The organism is Photobacterium sanguinicancri, assembly GCF_002265265.1.
In the GTDB taxonomy this organism is placed as follows: domain Bacteria; phylum Pseudomonadota; class Gammaproteobacteria; order Enterobacterales; family Vibrionaceae; genus Photobacterium; species Photobacterium sanguinicancri.
The window spans coordinates 1-16,663 of sequence record NZ_NOIF01000008.1; the positions used below are offsets into that span (position 1 = coordinate 1).

Annotated in this window: 15 protein-coding genes and 1 pseudogene; 6 read left to right on the forward strand and 10 right to left on the reverse strand. The window is 42.6% G+C overall.

The annotated features are described in order from the left end of the window. Positions 1-82 precede the first annotated feature (82 nt). From ASV53_RS02520 to ASV53_RS02535, 4 genes are all read right to left on the reverse strand, one after another. The gene (locus ASV53_RS02520) at positions 83-1,066 is read right to left on the reverse strand and encodes a TRAP transporter substrate-binding protein (protein WP_094955961.1); all 984 of its coding nucleotides are present in this window, start codon (positions 1,064-1,066) and stop codon (positions 83-85) included. A gap of 25 nt (positions 1,067-1,091) precedes the next feature. Continuing rightward, positions 1,092-1,733, reverse strand: coding sequence for a 2-dehydro-3-deoxy-6-phosphogalactonate aldolase (locus ASV53_RS02525; protein ID WP_062692361.1), 642 nt, complete (start codon positions 1,731-1,733; stop codon positions 1,092-1,094). Continuing rightward, on the reverse strand, positions 1,723-2,622 hold the full coding sequence (locus ASV53_RS02530) for a 2-dehydro-3-deoxygalactonokinase (protein ID WP_094955962.1): 900 nt from the start codon (positions 2,620-2,622) through the stop codon (positions 1,723-1,725). The genes ASV53_RS02525 and ASV53_RS02530 overlap by 11 nt, the downstream gene beginning before the upstream one ends. A 103-nt stretch (positions 2,623-2,725) precedes the next feature. After that, positions 2,726-3,442, reverse strand: a complete 717-nt coding sequence (locus tag ASV53_RS02535; protein WP_083541031.1) for a FadR/GntR family transcriptional regulator — start codon at positions 3,440-3,442, stop codon at positions 2,726-2,728. A gap of 363 nt (positions 3,443-3,805) precedes the next feature. Between ASV53_RS02535 and ASV53_RS02540 the strand changes: the two genes are divergently transcribed. Both ASV53_RS02540 and ASV53_RS02545 read left to right on the forward strand, forming a co-directional pair. Beyond that, on the forward strand, positions 3,806-5,383 hold the full coding sequence (locus ASV53_RS02540; RefSeq protein WP_094955964.1) for a DUF4145 domain-containing protein: 1,578 nt from the start codon (positions 3,806-3,808) through the stop codon (positions 5,381-5,383). Positions 5,384-5,392: 9 nt separating this feature from the next. Beyond that, positions 5,393-6,532, forward strand: a complete 1,140-nt coding sequence (locus ASV53_RS02545) for a PcfJ domain-containing protein (protein ID WP_094955965.1) — start codon at positions 5,393-5,395, stop codon at positions 6,530-6,532. Here ASV53_RS02545 and ASV53_RS02550 read toward each other — a convergent pair. Further along, positions 6,529-7,830 carry a lipase family alpha/beta hydrolase gene (locus tag ASV53_RS02550; RefSeq protein WP_094955966.1) on the reverse strand — a complete coding sequence of 434 codons (1,302 nt, stop codon included), beginning with the start codon at positions 7,828-7,830 and terminating at the stop codon, positions 6,529-6,531. The two genes, ASV53_RS02545 and ASV53_RS02550, sit on opposite strands and share 4 nt — an antisense overlap. Positions 7,831-7,946: 116 nt before the next feature. Next, positions 7,947-9,017: a linear amide C-N hydrolase gene (locus ASV53_RS02555; RefSeq protein ID WP_094955967.1), complete on the reverse strand. Its 1,071-nt coding sequence runs from the start codon at positions 9,015-9,017 to the stop codon at positions 7,947-7,949. Between the two features lie 143 nt (positions 9,018-9,160). Here ASV53_RS02555 and ASV53_RS02560 point away from each other — a divergent pair, with 143 nt between their 5' ends. Next, on the forward strand, positions 9,161-10,036 hold the full coding sequence (locus ASV53_RS02560) for a LysR family transcriptional regulator (RefSeq protein ID WP_189337806.1): 876 nt from the start codon (positions 9,161-9,163) through the stop codon (positions 10,034-10,036). A 24-nt stretch (positions 10,037-10,060) separates the two neighbouring features. Here the strand turns inward: ASV53_RS02560 and ASV53_RS02565 are convergent, their stop codons facing one another. Beyond that, complete coding sequence (locus ASV53_RS02565) at positions 10,061-10,915, reverse strand: bifunctional helix-turn-helix domain-containing protein/methylated-DNA--[protein]-cysteine S-methyltransferase (RefSeq protein ID WP_094955969.1); 855 nt, start codon at positions 10,913-10,915, stop codon at positions 10,061-10,063. A gap of 82 nt (positions 10,916-10,997) precedes the next feature. Then, positions 10,998-11,222, reverse strand: a pseudogene (locus tag ASV53_RS02570) (EamA/RhaT family transporter); the annotation flags it as partial. A 206-nt stretch (positions 11,223-11,428) separates the two neighbouring features. Between ASV53_RS02570 and ASV53_RS02575 the strand changes: the two are divergent. Both ASV53_RS02575 and ASV53_RS02580 read left to right on the forward strand, forming a co-directional pair. Continuing rightward, positions 11,429-12,715 (forward strand): polysaccharide biosynthesis protein, encoded by a 1,287-nt coding sequence (locus ASV53_RS02575; RefSeq protein WP_094955970.1) that lies wholly within the window; start codon positions 11,429-11,431, stop codon positions 12,713-12,715. 12 nt (positions 12,716-12,727) lie between these two features. Next, a complete protein-coding gene (locus tag ASV53_RS02580) occupies positions 12,728-13,429 on the forward strand; it encodes a lipoate--protein ligase family protein (protein WP_094955971.1) in 702 nt (233 codons plus the stop codon). A gap of 16 nt (positions 13,430-13,445) precedes the next feature. Here the strand turns inward: ASV53_RS02580 and ASV53_RS02585 are convergent, their stop codons facing one another. Then, positions 13,446-14,303, reverse strand: coding sequence for a lipase secretion chaperone (locus tag ASV53_RS02585; protein WP_094955972.1), 858 nt, complete (start codon positions 14,301-14,303; stop codon positions 13,446-13,448). Between the two features lie 5 nt (positions 14,304-14,308). Continuing rightward, positions 14,309-15,217, reverse strand: coding sequence for a lipase family alpha/beta hydrolase (locus tag ASV53_RS02590; RefSeq protein ID WP_239928710.1), 909 nt, complete (start codon positions 15,215-15,217; stop codon positions 14,309-14,311). 184 nt (positions 15,218-15,401) lie between these two features. On the opposite strand from ASV53_RS02590, the gene ASV53_RS02595 reads away from it, so the two are divergent. Beyond that, the gene (locus ASV53_RS02595) at positions 15,402-16,382 is read left to right on the forward strand and encodes an IS1595 family transposase (RefSeq protein WP_094955973.1); all 981 of its coding nucleotides are present in this window, start codon (positions 15,402-15,404) and stop codon (positions 16,380-16,382) included. The last annotated feature ends 281 nt before the right edge of the window (positions 16,383-16,663 follow it).

Below are 16,663 nucleotides of genomic sequence, written 5' to 3' on the forward strand. Positions count from 1 at the left end.
CTAAGAATGAAGTTTTCTTATCATTCATAACAGCACCATATTTTAATTATAGGGCTGCATTGCACAGCCCCTTTGCGATAATTTACTGTAACTTAGTGACTTCTTCTGTCAGCTTTTTATATAAGTCAGGGTTAATTCTATCGGCATATTTTTGAACAACAGGTGCGACTTTCTCGTGCATTTCGGCTTTTACTTCTGGTGAAAGTGGGGTGTAAACCAAGCCTGCATCTATCATACCTTGCAACGATTTCTCATCTTGGGTTTTAACCGACACTCGCATGTGGTCAATCGCCACACGAGCAGCTTGCTGCATAGTGGCTTGCTCATCGGCTGTCAGGCCATCGTAGAACTTTTTACCGACGACAAAGACAACCCAAGAATACACATGGCCCGTATCAGACACGTATTTTTGAACTTCGTATAAGCGCTGCGAGTAAATATTGGTGTACGGGTTTTCCTGACCGTCAACAACACCTTGCTGAAGTGATGAGAATAGCTCAGAGAATGCCATTGGCGTTGGGTTTGCGCCTAGCGAACGGAAAGCATCAAGGTGGGCTTTATTCTGCATAGTGCGCAGTTTCAAGCCATCCATATCTGCAATCGTTTTAATCGGGCGAACATTATTAGTGACATGACGGAAACCGAAGTTACCGTAGCCTAAACCCACATAACCAGCTTTCTCTAGCTTGGAAGACAATTCCTGTCCCCATTCACCATCAACAACTTGATTGGCTACATCATCATTAGGAAAGATAAAAGGCAGGGTTAATATATTGAAATCTTTCACAATATTACCAAGCACAGCCGGTGATGGTAAATTCATCTGAACCGCATTAAATTTAATTTGTTCTAATGCCTCTTGGTCATTACCTAACTGGTTACTCGGGTAAATAGTTACTGAGATATCAGTATTGTCTTCTACGTATTTCTCAAATTTTTGCATTGCTGCAAATTCAAAGTGAGATTCAGGTACCCCAATACCAATACGCATAGTTTTTGCTTGAACATGTAACGACATTGCCATTAGGGGTACAGCAGCTAGAGCAGCAATTTTACTTAGTTTCATAAGATAACCTTTTGCTTTTCGTATATTAAATGGACATCCAACTGTCACGATACGCCTTCGCGCGTACGCTTAGCTCTGAGGGCTTTATGCCCTTCTTATACAAGCCAGACCCCAAGCCAAAGCCGTCTACGCCAACATCAACGTAAGACTTCATTTGCTCGGCATCTGCCTCTATACCGCCAGTAGGGCAGCAAATCATTTCAGGAGGTAATACTGATTTGATTGCCTTCACCCCTAATGGCTGAATAAGTTCTGCCGGGAAGAATTTCAATGCGGTAACACCACAATCTACAGCGGTAAACGCTTCCGTTGCGGTTTGTACACCAGAGAACACCACACAATTATGAGCACGGGCTGCTCGAATCACTTCTGGGTTCATATTCGGTGTCACAATTAATCGTGCTCCCGCTTCAAGCACTGGCATTAATTTATCAATATTGGTCACAGTGCCTGCGCCAATAACGGCTTGTTCGCCATAGGCTTCTACAAGCATTTTTATACTTAATACAGCATCAGGCGAATTTAAAGGCACTTCAATAAATCTAAATCCGTTATCAATTAAGACATTAGCAATATCTAGAACTTCACTTGGTTCAACACCGCGTAATATTGCTATTAATGGTAACTCTTTAAACCATGCATTATTTCTTAGCTCTTCAGTATTCATTGCTTTCGTCCTTGCTATAGATTTTTGTCATGCCTTTCAAAAAGCATTCATCACCATCAATAACATCAAACTCGATATTAAGGTGTTCTAATGCCAACGCATAATTTGATGCTAACTTTTGTGAACCGACTAAATATAACTTATTCAACCGATTTGATATTATAAACTCATGCCCAATAAGTAACCCCGATATATAAGTATGTATATTGGTATCTTGGACATCATCAAATAATTTAAAGGTTCTTGCACTAAATAGCACATGATTCAATGGATATTTATTACCAATTTCAACACCTTTAATAAATACGTCTTTATTAAATACCTGCTCAGGTAATGATTTCCCTAATATGCTGTGGTTAACCAAAAGAGAATACAATTCACCTGTCATTACCGTTGAGTAACTTTCTATTTTCCCATCACACCAATAAGCATTTTTACTATGAGTACCGAATAGAATAGCGTTGAAGTCACATTTTATTATTTCGCCTAAGCCAATAAGCTGTATTTCTTCCCCTCGCATGACTTCAGGGTTACCAAACGCATTAATACAACGAACACCAGAGACAATTTTTGCCTTGTTACCAGAAAGAAGATCCACACTGTGTATGTTATTCGCTAAGTCTTGTGCAGATGCCGGCGTATGAACGTAAGGCACTTCGCACCATCCTTGCTGCGATCCGACCATGCCAGCCATTATCACAGGTAAATGGCCATATATGCCGTTCCACCGACTGATTAACTCATCAAACACTTGGGGGAACTGATCTTGATCTACAGATAACAGCCCCTTTGCTTGTTGGATTTTATCTAGACACTCCCCCGTATCGGACATTAAAAATGCCCTAAAATTTGTCGTTCCCCAATCTACTGCAATCCAACTCGCTTTCATTTCCCCTCCATGTGTTACTATGATTGCAATCTTGTAATACAAGGCGTTTCATGTAGAAAAGGAACACCTTGCAGTGTTCAAGCTTATTAGTATGGCTGTGTAACTAACGTATTAAATCAGTACCTTTAAGGGTTTTAACCGTTTTCGCGATAGCCCCCATGATAATTTCACGCATCTTTTCTCGTGCATCTTCAGGCTTACGCATTCTTACCGCGTCCATCACATAATAGTGGTCATCCAGCGCGGGCTTACTGAGCAATACATCTTTCTCTAAAGTACGGGAAAAAGACACTTCCATAGTCGTTGTTAAGGCATCACCTAGAGAAATCAAAAACGGATTCTTGGTCGCCAGTAAAAGTTGCTTATGGAACTCAATATCACCCGTGTTGATCTGTACCCTATCATTATGTTCCAGCCCAGAGGCCATCATGTTGTAGCTTCGCTCAAGTGCGGCAAGGTTATCCCCTGTTGCGTTTAAAGCTGCCAGTGCCGCTGCGTTGGGTTCCACCATCAAGCGCACTTCAAGTAAATGCGGGATAAAAGTATCGGATGCTTTATATTCCGTCACCCAACGTAGTACATCGTGATCCAACCAATTCCACTGATCGGGCGTATTTGCAATGCTGCCCACTTTTGGCGTTATGGTTATTAGGCCTTTACTTGCTAATGTCTGCAAAGCACTGCGTACTGAAGTTCTAGAAACACCTAATGATAGTGCTAGTTCATTTTCACCTTTTAAATATGCGCCAGCAGGTGTTCGCTCTTTTAAAATGTCACAGACAATCTGATTTATCGCCAAGGTTGATTTCGATTTTGTCATTCTTGTATTCATTCACCTCTATCTTGTAATACATGGTAGAACGAAATTTAACCAGCTTCTGTGATCTATCTTCAGCTTCATAACGACAACAAAAAATTAACCTACAAGGTTATCATTTAATCAGATCCGCGCTGTCTAAACGCTGTGTCATTTCTAATGTTGAAATCGACTCAGGAAAACACGGAATACTTCCAAGCACTTTCTGAGAACGCTGGATCTGTACACTCACCCAATTTACCCCACCTTAAAATTTCAGCTGCCTCACTGTATATCGATAAAATGTACGGCCAAATATCCAGGCGACACATTTTGTCGCCTGGATGTTTAATATAGCACTTGTTCACAACACATCAGGGGCTAGTCATGCAAACACAGGCAATGGATATACAGCAAGAACAAGGCAATTTCGCTTTCTTAAAAGAAGGGCTAGGCGAGCTTTATACCCAAGCTTGCTTAGCTGAGCGTTACTTTGCGAACGATCCTCAATCTAGCCTCGTAAAAATGCGGTTATTCGTAGAAATTGCCTGCCATGACTTAGGACGACACTTTTCATTACGTCCTCCCGTTCACGGTGAACTGGCCAACAAAATTAAAATGCTCGATGCCTCTGGGTGTATTGAGGGCTGGGTTATCGATGCGATGAATTCACTTCGTTTAGAGGGAAACCGCTCTGTTCATCTAACAGAAATTAATGGTAATCATGTTGCTAAGCTGGAGGTGTCCACACTGCGTATGCGCCAACACATGCGCAATCTTCATGATATTGCTCGCTATGTTGCTGAGAAAGTTTTGAATACCTGTTGCAAGCAGATCCCTGATTGGCATCAACCTTTGCAGTGTGACATCAGCGAACATGTCGCTGCAGCCTTAAATGGTCATCGTGATTCCAGCTTTTACCTTGCTAATCGCTTCTACCATGAACTTGAAACCATGCGTTCTATTAAAGGCACTGACCGTTGGTGGACTAAAAATGCATTTGCCGACAAACAAGCAGACCTCGCTTATTGGCTAGAAAAAGCGCACGTGCAAGGACACAGTGAAACTTGGTTATTGTTTGCGAAAAGTTACGCGAAAAAACTATTACAAAACGTCGATCAACGTGATGCAAAAACCTGCTTTAAGCTTGCCATCAAGCAAGATAAAACGGGAGAAGCCGCCTACGAATACGGTCGCTATTTAGCAAATCACGGTGAAACGAAACTAGGGCTGATTTTCATCAAGCAAGCTGCAGAAAAAGGCTGTAGTGAAGCGCTATCTGCGATGTTATCTAAAACGGTTGCTACAGATGAATATGCTAATTGGTTACATCAGGCTCTTAAATTCAATGTATTAGAAGCCTATACCTGCGAAGCCTTTCGTATGCTCGATGTTTATGAAAATCAGCCCTCGGAAATAGCTGCAAAGCGCATCAAATCAGCACTGGTGAATGCCCAAGCACGGCGTTCACCTGGCTATCAATTCGTGAAAGCCTATGCCGAACAGCATGTTTTCAACGTAATCACACCTGAATGCGCAGCAAAAATCATGGTTGATCACTATAAAGATCTCCCTGAGTACCTCTGGTATGAAAGTAAGTTGTTTACACAAATCTGCCAAAACAGTGCGTACTTCAGCTTGGTATCAGAGCTATATCAACGCGCGATTTACCAGGCGGACGATGAACACCAAGCGTCAGAGATTAAATTCCGTATGGCCCAATTAGCATTGGCTGAATTCACAACCAAGAAATCAGTTAAAACCCCTGCCGATATTCCAACGATGTTAAAAGAAGCCGCTGATGCTGGGCACTCAGAAGCAAGAGAGTTTATAAACAGTACGGAAGGAAAAGCCGTGATGAAACGCTGTGGCTTTCGTTCATCAGGTAATAATCAAAAAAGCGCTACCAGCAAAGATAAGCAAAAGCGTAAACGTAAACTGGCTAAAAAAGCGAAACGTAAATAAGGGCTCAACATGACAGCATTAACTATATCAACCACCGAGCTTGGCTATGATTTTGATATTGAATTAAGCAGTTGGCACAACAAACTCCGTGGCTATCGCGTGTTCCCAAATAAAAAAACACCTTTAGACGGCGGCTTAGGGATCGGGCTTAATTTTGTGGCGCAGTATGACCTCGATGGCGAATGGCTTTCACAAATACCTGAGCGTTATTTAGCAATAACGGAGCCCTTTCCTGAATACCAGTATCAATTACTCTGGCTTGCTGCCAATTCAGCAGCAGCCGCGCAAATACTAGCAAGCCGCCCTATCATTTTAGTCTTGGTATGCCATCGCTTTCGGGTGGATAATGAAAGTGCACTTCGATTGTGTCAATTAGGGCAACGCTGCATTCTACAAGCATTAGGGTTTGATGGGCGAAAAGCCGCGCTTAAGTTTTTAGACCGCCTGAATTTACGCTTTAATCAAGGGAGCGAACTAGAGCACATCATCCGTTTACTTAACGTCAAAGAACAGCGCTACCTTAAATTTAAGCACTACTCATCAATTGAGTACAACAATCTGGTGCTCGACCAAATCCACCCTTTCCTTACTGGAAGTCGCTTGGGGCTCTCTGTCGCCAAAGAGCAGCGGGGCTATCGCACTTGTGGCTTAGCAACCTTTCAGGATGTATTAATGCTCGGGCGCGATCTTGGTATTCATGATCCTATTGCTCATATTGTTCGACAGCCATCATTAGCCGCATTAGAGCAATTACATGATCGCTGGACAGAGCAACGTAACCAGCGAATTTATGGCGAGAGAGTAAAACCCATAGATCATGATGTCCCCTATTCTCTTCCACTCAAAGGATCTAGAAGCATCATCCCAATCAAAGACTACCAAGCCTTAGTCGAAGAGGGAAGAAAGCAGCGCCACTGTATTTCGGTCTATCACAGCCGTATTAGCTCAGAACGGTACTGTGCATTTAGCATGCAGCATCCTGAACGCCTAACCATTGGCATACGCCGCCTGCCTCGTGGACGCTTCCCATTTGAAATTGACCAAATCTCAGGTGTTAAAAATGCCCTTCCATCGGAAGAAAGTCGCCAGCTTGTTCACGCTTGGTTTAGCCAATGCCGTCAAACTTGGTGTGCAGAAAAAGCCAGCTAAAATTGTAAATATCCAGCTTCAGCTATTTCTTGTTTTTGCCAAAAATCAAACAACTGGTTATGCATATTCGGGCTAGATAAAATAGTGACGTGATCGTCGTCAAAGCCAATGACCCTCTCAGCTTGTAACTGAGCAGACGGTCTCAGTTGGCTCGAAAGACTAATAACGCCATCGCTACTTTCAGCATTAAGCGCGCCTTTTAAACGATAACCAAAGATCAGAAAATGCGGTGGTGATATTTCGCTAGCGCTCACATCAAACAAGGTCGAAATTACGGTGCTATTAGGGGATAAGCCTCTCCATGCAGGCATAACTACAGGCGCATATTTAACGCCCATTTCTGCAGATTTCACCCCAGAAAACGGCGATGAAATAGAAGTAAATGAACGGATAAAATCACACTCTTTAACGGCTGAGCACTGGTTGAGATAGCCTTTTGCTATTAATCCGCCCATGCTGTGGGCAACCAAGTGAAGGGAATCAATTGAGTGCCTTTGGGTGATCTCTTTCATTATTTCTGATAACGCTTTGGTCAAAAAAGGCAAGGATAATGAAGAAGGGTAATTATACAGCCAAACTTGATAACGCTTAGTATCAATCTGCTCGATAATCGGCGTGAAATCCCCACCAGTCCCATTCATGCCATGGACAAACAATACCGGAATCTTGTCTGGGTCATAGGCTTGCAAAAAAAATAGCCCTGCATATTTACTGTCGATAAATTCTGCGGGCTTCCACATCCCAATATTTGCGGTATTACGGCTAAACGTCTCTGATGTAAGTGATGTGATCTGTCCTATCGCGGCCTTTTTAAGTTCAATGTTTAACTTGAAAATGAAGTTTACCCCAATAAATGGCGCTTCGAACTGATCATCTTTTTGCGCTAAAACTATCTCAATACTTGGAGCAGGGGGAGTTACGCTTAATGAATTCGAGTTTGCCCTCGCTTTATCATGCCAGTTTCGAAGATCAATAAGCTGGCTCGGCTCATTACTTTGCATAATGAAATCACTGTCTAAGTCTTCAAAAACCAGTAAGTAATGGGTTTGGTCAAAAGCACTGAGTTGGAGCGTATTACTTCGTGAAGTGCTATCAACAGACAGGACATCAAGGGGATCGAGCGATCGCAGTTGAACAATAACAACGGGCGATTGATATGACATGTTCGAAATAGAGATCGAATACTCTGGAAAGCTTTTATCAATGGTTTTTACATTCTGATGCAAGCTATGAAACGACGAACAACCAAGCAGGGCTAACATTACAAAACTGAATAGCCCGCATAATCGCAATCGCATCACCTTTCCTTATTTGGATTAACACATTGTCTGCATCACAGACTATTGAACGGCCGCCCCCCTATCAACTGCCGAGCAAATGATAGGGGGTTCTTAATCGATAATGGTAGCTTCTGTTATTGGCACTTACCAAATGTCACGGTATTCAATCCTTCAGAAGCTTGCTTTACTGTGTCTGCACACATAGTTTCTGTAAAAGCGAGTGTATCGTTAAAGTTGTAACCAATTTGCTCACGAGTATCGTAATTGGTGAACAAGAAATCACCGTTGTCATGGTTATAAACAAATTGGGTCCACGTCGCGTAAGTTTCGCCGTTCACTGGGTCAATCAGATCCTGTGGTACAAGGTTACCCGCATTGAAGGTACTCAATAATTTACCGCGAGTTTGCGCCCAACTTTTGTCTTCCTCGAGTGCAATGTGGCTCGTGTTAAACAAACCACGTAAGTTACGATCAAGCGATGAAATCGATGAGGGAATCTCTTTCGCTGCTAAGTCGGTTAAATCCACCTTTTCCACATACGCGCGGTGTTCTTGTTGTAACGGCGCATTGGCCATGACACGAAGATCGGATTTTACATCACCACGGTGCATCACCATCTTGCCGCCCTTGTTCAATTGAAAGAGCGCAATGTTACCCGCTTTATCTTGAACAGAAATATGCAAGCCGTGTTGCGTACCATGTAAACCATCGGCCCATGCAATCTGGAACGCATTAGCATTAAAGGCAGCAGCCACTTCATCAACGGTTGCGTAATTTTCAACGAGATAATCAATCACATTAAGAAAGCTAACTGCTGGAGCACCAGAGTCTTGGTAGTCTTTAATAAATTGCTGTGAATCGTACATATAAAGCAATGATGCCGCTAAGCCTTTAGCATTAATCGCATCAGATGTAACACCATGGAAAACATCATATTCACGCTGGGCAACGCTGTGATATTTCGTTTCCCACGCCATGGTCTTCGCATAACTCGGTGTTTCCGCACTCATGCGCTCAATACCAACAGGGTTTACTTGAGTAACATTGCCAAGTTGATCACCCCAATCGAGTGAACGCACTGTCGAGACACCGTGCGGCGTATCAAGCGTGATACGTGAACAGGCATGCGCCGTTGACGTTACAGCTGCAAATGCCGTCGCAGCAATAAAAATAGTGGCGAATTTATTCAGTTTGAAGTTTTTCATAACTTAACCCTCGACAGTAATAACCTTATTCATTAAGGGCGTTCATGCCCTTTCGATGTAGCTATTATCGCTAAGTTATTCTAATCTAAAAGCCGCTAAGCATAGGGGATCCCCCTTCAATACTATCAAGTATGAGGATTAATATGGCTGTCTCGTTAGACCAACTCCAAGCTTTTGTTGCCACTGTTGAACAAAAAAGCATGGCACAAGCAGCGCGCCATATCGGTAAGCACGTTTCGACGCTTCGAGAGCAAATTAATAATCTAGAAATTGATACTGGGTTGACCCTATTTATTCGTCATCCAAAATCACTTGAAGTCACACATGAAGGTAAGCAACTCTATAACTTTGCTCTCTCGATGTTAAAAGAGTCGGCTCATTTTGATGCTAAGGTCGATAGCTTATTACAAGGGATCCCCGATAAACTCACTATCGCGATAGATGCGAGCTTAATAGAACCCGCGCTTGATTTACTCATTGCCGAGATTCTAAAACAATATCCCTACCTCACGCTAAAAGTGCTGAATGGTGATACCTTACAAGTTCGCGGGTGGGTGCTATCAGGCCAAGCTGATATTGGCCTCATGTTCAGTACCATCAATATGCCGACAGAAATGGTCGTCAGCAAAGGGTATAACTTTGAAGTGATTCGCGTCGTTCCTCCACAATGGGCATTGCCACCGCATGCTTCTCATCGTGATTTTCTCGACCAATTACAACTTACCTTTACCTTTTTACACGATATAGGCATGCGTGATGCTGATGTGCTCAGCCACCGCTATATGTTTTGCAACAATGCCACCCAACTGCTCAACTTAATCAAAGCAGGTGTAGGTTGGGGACACTTACCCAAATTTGTTTGTGCAGAAGCCTTATTAGCCGGTAATGTTATTCAGAACCAAGAAAAAGACGATATATACCCGAACTGGCATGCAGATCTGACTTGGCTAAAAGAAAAAGCGATCAACCCCGCCATGCAGATGTTTATCGACGGTGTACGTGCGTTTCCAGTCCATTAGGAAGCGAGCCAGCCATGTTCGATTTTATTCGTTTTGAGTTGCATTCTCCCATGCCAAAATGGCCGCTTTTCTATCCGGTCGCCAACGGTAGTTCCCCAGTTCGCCATTACTTTTGATCACCCGATGGCACGGGATCAAATAGCCAATCGTGTTATTGGCCAATGCCGTTCCAACCGCCCTTGACGCCTTAGGCGAACCCATAAATTGCGCAACTTGAGAATAGGACAATTGTTGCCCAGAATGAGTATTGATCATCGCCTCCCATACTTTCACTTGGAAGTTTGTACCCTTCAGCACTAAATGAATCTTGCCTCTTGCCAGCTTTTTATCCGGTTCAACAGAAAATATGGTATCGCTGTATTGCTGTGCTTGTTCACTATTAATCTTGAATGTCCCGTTTGGCCATTGCTGGTATAACTCATCAATCACGTTTTTTTCATGGTTATCGGTAAATTGAAGAAAGCAAATCCCACGACCTGTCCACGCAATCACTGCCTCATCAAAGGGTGTTACGGCGACGCCATACTGAATACTGACCCCTTCCCCGCCTTTTTTAATTTCACCCGGTGTCATGGCTTCACACGTCACCATCAAATCGTGTAACCGACTGGTACCCGATAAGCCTACTGATTGGCTTGCTTCCATTAGATTTCGGGTTTGTTTTAATGCATCCAATGCCGCTTGCTTGGTCACAACCTGTAAAAAACGCTTAGGCGAGATCCCCGCCCATTCTGAAAATACCCGTTGTAAATGATGCTCGCTCATATAAACAGATTGTGCAATTTCAGCCAGGGTTGGCTGACGTTCAAAATTGCGATGAATAAAGTTTATCGCTTGCTCAACGACATGGTAGTGACGATGACTCTCTGAATTACTCACCTTGTACCGCCTTTTGCTGAAAAAATTGACGTGGTGAAAAGCCCGTCACTAACATAGTGCCTGTTATGACAAAAATAGAACCGATAACAGTATTAAACAGCCCCAAGGTAAAATAATGTTTAGCGTTCCCCGCCATGTTGAGCTGTTTTTTTAAATACAAAGCAATAACCAATAATGTCACCGCGGCTAATCCGACTCGCGCCTCAATCAGCACGGCAGGGCCTAAAGGATTTGCTGCAATGCGCATAAAGAGAAAAGACCCACCCCATATTGCCGCTAGCGTGATTAATCGAAAAAAGCTGTTCATGTTTATTTCCCTTGGTAGCGTTATAGCTAACTGTGAATGAAGCCCTTTCATTCCTCAACCCGATTCTTGCGCAATTGCCTGTGATAAGTTCACCTTGCACAACACCAAATGCGAATAATTATTTTTCACTTTTAGTGTTGCATCAGTAGTACCTAGCATGATGAATCAAGTAGTATCTAATCATCATTGTTAATATCGTCAGTAAAATGGATAAGATAGCCACACAAGATTCACCACAAGAAGATACGCTAACTCGACTCAAGCGAGCATTTATTGCTGGAATTTGGGCAACGCTCGCCAGCATATCAATAGGTTTTTTCTTTAAAATTTGGCTTGCTCAATGGGTCGCTAAAGAAGATCTCGCACTATTCCATAGTGTGGTAGATATTATTTCCTTGTCACTGATCCTAATGACAGGCTTTCGATCATCTATGGTGGTCAGTTATAGCCAAACCCAAAATGATCGCGACATTATTAATATCTTCCGCTTTAGTTTAATCACTATGGTTCTCATCACTTGGGGGCTAGTGATCCCTTATATTAAACATGAGCTTAATATCAACGTTAGCTATTTTCAGTTGGTTGGGATCATCTTTAGTATGGGGCTAAAGGTCTACTTCACCAACCTTGTAGCCATGTATCGGCTTTACAGTATTTCCAACAAAGTCACCTGGTTAGACCCATTAGCAAATGCCGTACTGTTCTTATTCTGTTTCTACGGTGTCGGGTTAAATCCGCTTTCTTCGCTCTTTTATAGCATGACTCTATCTTCACTCGCCGTTGCTGGATTTATGTATATTCGCCGAAGAAAAGAGATAGCAACCAAACCGCTTTCTACCGTTCAGCTAGATCCAACACTGATCAATTATGTCAAAAAAAGCTTTACGGCCTCACTCGAAGCAGGCGCCAGTATCTTAATGATATATATCACGGTACTACTGACCATCAGCCATTTTAGTATTGATGAACTCGGCGATTTTCAGGTGGTGGTTCGCCCTATTTTCACCTACATGACCATGTTGTTTGTCTTCCCTATCTACCGTTTTGTGCTGCCAGAACTGGCCGTTTGTGTCCGTAACAAGCAGCATGAACAAATTACATTAATTCGTAAATGGGTATTCAAACTGGCCTTTATTGTCTCAGCCATATTTTTTGGCATCATGCTGATGTGGGCAAAACCAATTGTGCTTTGGGTGTTCCCCGCAGAATATATTGGCGCAGTACCTGTCTTATTTCATTTTTCAATTTTCTTTATTTTCATGATGCTTAACGCATACCAACTCGCCTACATTAAAGCACATGGTCACTTTACACAGAGTCTACTTATTCGCCTAAGTGGTATTGTTAGTTTGGTTATTGGTTATTATGGTTTATCACTATTTACCAATAATATCGTCGCTATTATTGCAGCGCTAGGATTGGGTTATATGATGATGTTTATCTTATCGACCATCGCTGAACGCAAAATATTGCGACAACAAGAACAGCTGTAGAGGAAAAACGCATTGAAGTTAACTAACAAGCTCGTACGTTACCCACACATTGATGTTGCTCGTGCTTTTGAAAAAGAAGATGCGTTATTACAGCAAATTCAGGCGGGTGATATCGCGCAAGCCCTATTACTTTGGCAAGCAAAATCACCCACGCTTGTTTTGCCCGCAGGTAATAAATGGCCCGTTACCGAGCAATCTAAACAACTGTTAGCTGCACAAGGCTGGCAACTCACATCACGAAAAACAGGTGGTGCACCAGTTCCCCAATTGCCGGGGATCATTAATCTGTCGCACATTTATCATTGGCCCAGCAAGGAGCCTTACAATATTCAGAAAGCTTACTTGCAGTTGTGTCATGTTCTAGCCCTGTTTTTTAAAGGGCTTGGTGTAGACGTAGATATTCACGCAACACCAGGGTCGTACTGTGATGGTGACTACAACCTTAATATCAATAAACAAAAAGTAGTGGGAACCGCCCAGCGTGTTTTACTCAAAAAAGGCGGTGGGCAAATCGTACTGTCGCAAGCCTGTATTTTGCTTGATGTCGACTTAGAAGACATCGTTGCCCCCGTGAACTTTTATAACCAAGTTTGTGGGAATTCAACCGTGATTGATGCGCAAGTTCATACACCTTTGTACGCACATTTAACAACGCTACCCAGTGTTGATTCACTCTTTCAACAGCTAAGCCAAGCCTTCATCAAACATGCCTGAAAGCAGAATACGCAAGCTAACTCTTCGGAAGATTCTCCATCGACTCAAGGGCGCGTACTCGACGCTGTTGATTAGCAGAAAATGTCTGGCGGCGTAAATCATCAATGGCTGTTAACTGTGCATCCGTATCTAGAGTAGGATCAGCAGCAATATCCGCACGCTGCGCTAAATAGTTATCCAGCTTGAGTTGAAAGGCTTTGCGATCAGTACGAAGTTGTTCCAATCTATCTGCGGCTTCCGTTCCGACTAATGCTTGCTGCTGCAAATATCGATTTTGATCATCTAATGCTTCGGTATCATGAATTTCTGTTAGTAGGCTGGCATTACGATAGCCTTGCTGTAAATCTGGCGAGAGCTGATCAAGCTCTTGTTGCCACGCTTGTTGATAGGTCTCTTTATCTTGGAATTGTTCTTTTAATCTCAACTGTATAAGCGCAAGTTGACGCATCGTATTTTCATTCGCAAACAAAGTTTGCTGTTCTGCGGCTGAAAAATACCTCAGTTGTAAAGCAAGTAACTGATCATCGAGTTGCTGCAAGGCGTTAAAATCGAGGTTTTGAAAAGCGCCCGATTCAAGATCAGCTAAGGCAGCACGATATTCAATAAAGCGTTTAAATAAATCCTCATCAAGCTGATAACCCTCAGCTTGTTCTTGATTGAAGCGCAAGAAATTCGCTTTTAATGTCTTCAAGTCTTCCTCGCCAAGCCCTGCTAGAAAGTAATCAAAGGTATCACGCGCCGAATCTTTATCTATATCGGTATCTTGTTGTGAGTGAACTTGAACTTCAGTGATTTTGGTCGGCGACTCAAAGTTGAAATAGACCGCACAGGCAACTCCAACAATGCATAATAGCAACAGTACGGTCTTTTTCATTGTAATTAGAGTCCCTGAAGTTGTAAGCGGTTAGCGTGCTGACGATACAAAGTCGTTGGCGCTGTCTCGAACAAATGAGTAACACCTAATAGGCCGTTTATTTCATCGAGGTGATTCATCTTGTAATCATTACGAATCACTTTCCCTAGATGCGTACTACACTGCCCGACAAGACCATCATTGGGTTCATCAAACGCTAACCCTAACACCACCATCGCTGCGTCAGTTGGATCTAACGCATTGGTAAAGTTACGGGTACCTGTCCACGAATAGTAATAAACACCATTAGCCGCAACATAGTCACCCTCACCACACTCGGTTACTGGCACACCTTCTGGGTATTTCTGATTGAACTGCAATGAACCTTGGGTTGTTAACGCAGCCAGCGACGCTAATGGATCTTGTGGTAAATCTCCGCCGCCAGAAAGCAAGTTAATCAGCGAAACTAATCCTTCTGCTAATTTCACAGCAACGCTTTCAGGAATCGAGCCTTCAGGAATGGTCCCTCGTGCAATATCTGCAATACGTGAACCTTTGTTCACTCCCCCAATACTTGTTACCGATGCAACGAGCTCAGGCGAAACAGACGCAACATAACGCGCAGTAGGTCCACCATGACTATGGCCAATCAAATTGACTTTCTCCGCCCCTGTTATTGCTAATACATTTTGTACTTGCGCCAGTAATTGCTCACCGCGCAGTTCTGTACTATTGGTCGCTGAAATTTGCGCAACATACACTTTTGCGCCGCTCTTGGATAAGGCTTGGGGAATACCATAAAAGTAATCAATTCCCGCTAACGTATCAAAACCAAATAAACCATGTACCAACACAATCGGGTATTTAGTCGCGGTATAGCCTTTTTGACTAGCTCCTGTAGCACTCGTGCTGCCGTAGCTTGATAGCGGTAACATGCAAAGCATTAAAGTAATTAATAAACGTTTCAATTTTACTCTCCCTGTTAGAGATCCGATGAGTAAAATAACGCTAGCATGTAATTGGGTGCATATATAATTAAGTAACATAAAGGCTCTGTTCAGTATTTAAGTGGGTGAACTATACTTTAGATAAATCTACTAAATTACTGAGGTTAGCCGTATGGAAAACTTCTCTTTCACTCAATTATTAGAATCGATTCAGAATCTTACACATGAGGAAAAGCTATGTGTTAAAAGCCTTCTAGATCCAAATAGTCATTCGCAAGAACAACCAAAAAGCTTATTAGAGCGTATTGAAGAGAATTTTTGTAGCCATCCTCATTGCCCGCATTGTGATAGTAAAAAGGTTCAAAAATGGGGAGTACAGCAAAATAAACAACGATTTAAGTGCAAACCCTGCAAGAAAACGTTCACGTCTCTTACGAAAACCGAATTATCAGGCGTCCATTATATTGATGTGCTTGACCAATATCTTGAGTGTATGTTGGACGGAATGTCTTTAAGAAAAGCTGCCCGTCGTTGCTCCATTTCTCTGGATACTTCATTCCATATACGTCACCGCTTAATGTCACTGTTAGCAAATAATAAATCCGAACATTTAGAGGGGATTGTCGAGATTGATGAAACATTTTTCAGGTTATCGCATAAAGGACAACGCGGAATAAAAAAGCCTAGAAAACGTGGTGGTTCAAGCATTTACAAAAAGAAAGGTGTTAAGACGCCTCGTGTAAAACAAGTCCCTGTTCTTGTTGCTTGCGACCGACAAGGAAACCTTACTGATGCGGTATTAACACGAGTGAGTGGTGATGAACTATATAGACATCTTAATGGGTGTATAAAACCAGAAACACCATTATGCGCTGATGCTCACCTTGCTCATGAACTTGTATCAAAGCGACTAAAAGTTGTTTTAAAAGAGATTGTTAGCAGTTCAAAAATTGCTGTCTTAGAGGGTGTATTCCATATACAACATGTTAATGGTTACCACAGTACGCTAAAGCGTTGGATAAATTGTACGCTCTGTGGTGTTGCAACGAAGAACCTGACCAAGTACTTAGGATGGCGACGCATACTGAGTGATGATTCACTATCAAAGGCTACATTCACAGAGAGAATCGCTGGATGCTGGGCTCTCAACTAAGTTGCTGAACAGAGCCGGTGTTGCAACGAAGAACCTGACCAAGTACTTAGGATGGCGACGCATACTGAGTGATGATTCACTATCAAAGGCTACATTCACAGAGAGAATCGCTGGATGCTGGGCTCTCAACTAAGTTGCTGAACAGAGCCATACCTATACCAGGTACTAGCCATAAATCTTGGTTGATATCGACCTGAGTATTCCCCTTTTTAATGCCACTAAAAATAATCATTTGGATTCAGATGGTTATGAGAGCCGTGAAAAATAGGGTAGAAATTTAT

Excerpts from the sequence above, each read along its gene's own strand:
- ASV53_RS02520 (WP_094955961.1), bottom strand. The coding sequence starts at position 1,066 with ATGAAACTAAGTAAAATTGCTGCTCTAGCTGCTGTACCCCTAATGGCA.
- ASV53_RS02525 (WP_062692361.1), bottom strand. The coding sequence starts at position 1,733 with ATGAATACTGAAGAGCTAAGAAATAATGCATGGTTTAAAGAGTTACCA.
- ASV53_RS02530 (WP_094955962.1), bottom strand. The coding sequence starts at position 2,622 with ATGAAAGCGAGTTGGATTGCAGTAGATTGGGGAACGACAAATTTTAGG.
- ASV53_RS02535 (WP_083541031.1), bottom strand. The coding sequence starts at position 3,442 with ATGACAAAATCGAAATCAACCTTGGCGATAAATCAGATTGTCTGTGAC.
- ASV53_RS02540 (WP_094955964.1), top strand. The coding sequence starts at position 3,806 with ATGCAAACACAGGCAATGGATATACAGCAAGAACAAGGCAATTTCGCT.
- ASV53_RS02545 (WP_094955965.1), top strand. The coding sequence starts at position 5,393 with ATGACAGCATTAACTATATCAACCACCGAGCTTGGCTATGATTTTGAT.
- ASV53_RS02550 (WP_094955966.1), bottom strand. The coding sequence starts at position 7,830 with ATGCGATTGCGATTATGCGGGCTATTCAGTTTTGTAATGTTAGCCCTG.
- ASV53_RS02555 (WP_094955967.1), bottom strand. The coding sequence starts at position 9,017 with ATGAAAAACTTCAAACTGAATAAATTCGCCACTATTTTTATTGCTGCG.
- ASV53_RS02560 (WP_189337806.1), top strand. The coding sequence starts at position 9,161 with ATGGCTGTCTCGTTAGACCAACTCCAAGCTTTTGTTGCCACTGTTGAA.
- ASV53_RS02575 (WP_094955970.1), top strand. The coding sequence starts at position 11,429 with ATGGATAAGATAGCCACACAAGATTCACCACAAGAAGATACGCTAACT.
- ASV53_RS02585 (WP_094955972.1), bottom strand. The coding sequence starts at position 14,303 with ATGAAAAAGACCGTACTGTTGCTATTATGCATTGTTGGAGTTGCCTGT.
- ASV53_RS02590 (WP_239928710.1), bottom strand. The coding sequence starts at position 15,217 with ATGTTACCGCTATCAAGCTACGGCAGCACGAGTGCTACAGGAGCTAGT.
- ASV53_RS02595 (WP_094955973.1), top strand. The coding sequence starts at position 15,402 with ATGGAAAACTTCTCTTTCACTCAATTATTAGAATCGATTCAGAATCTT.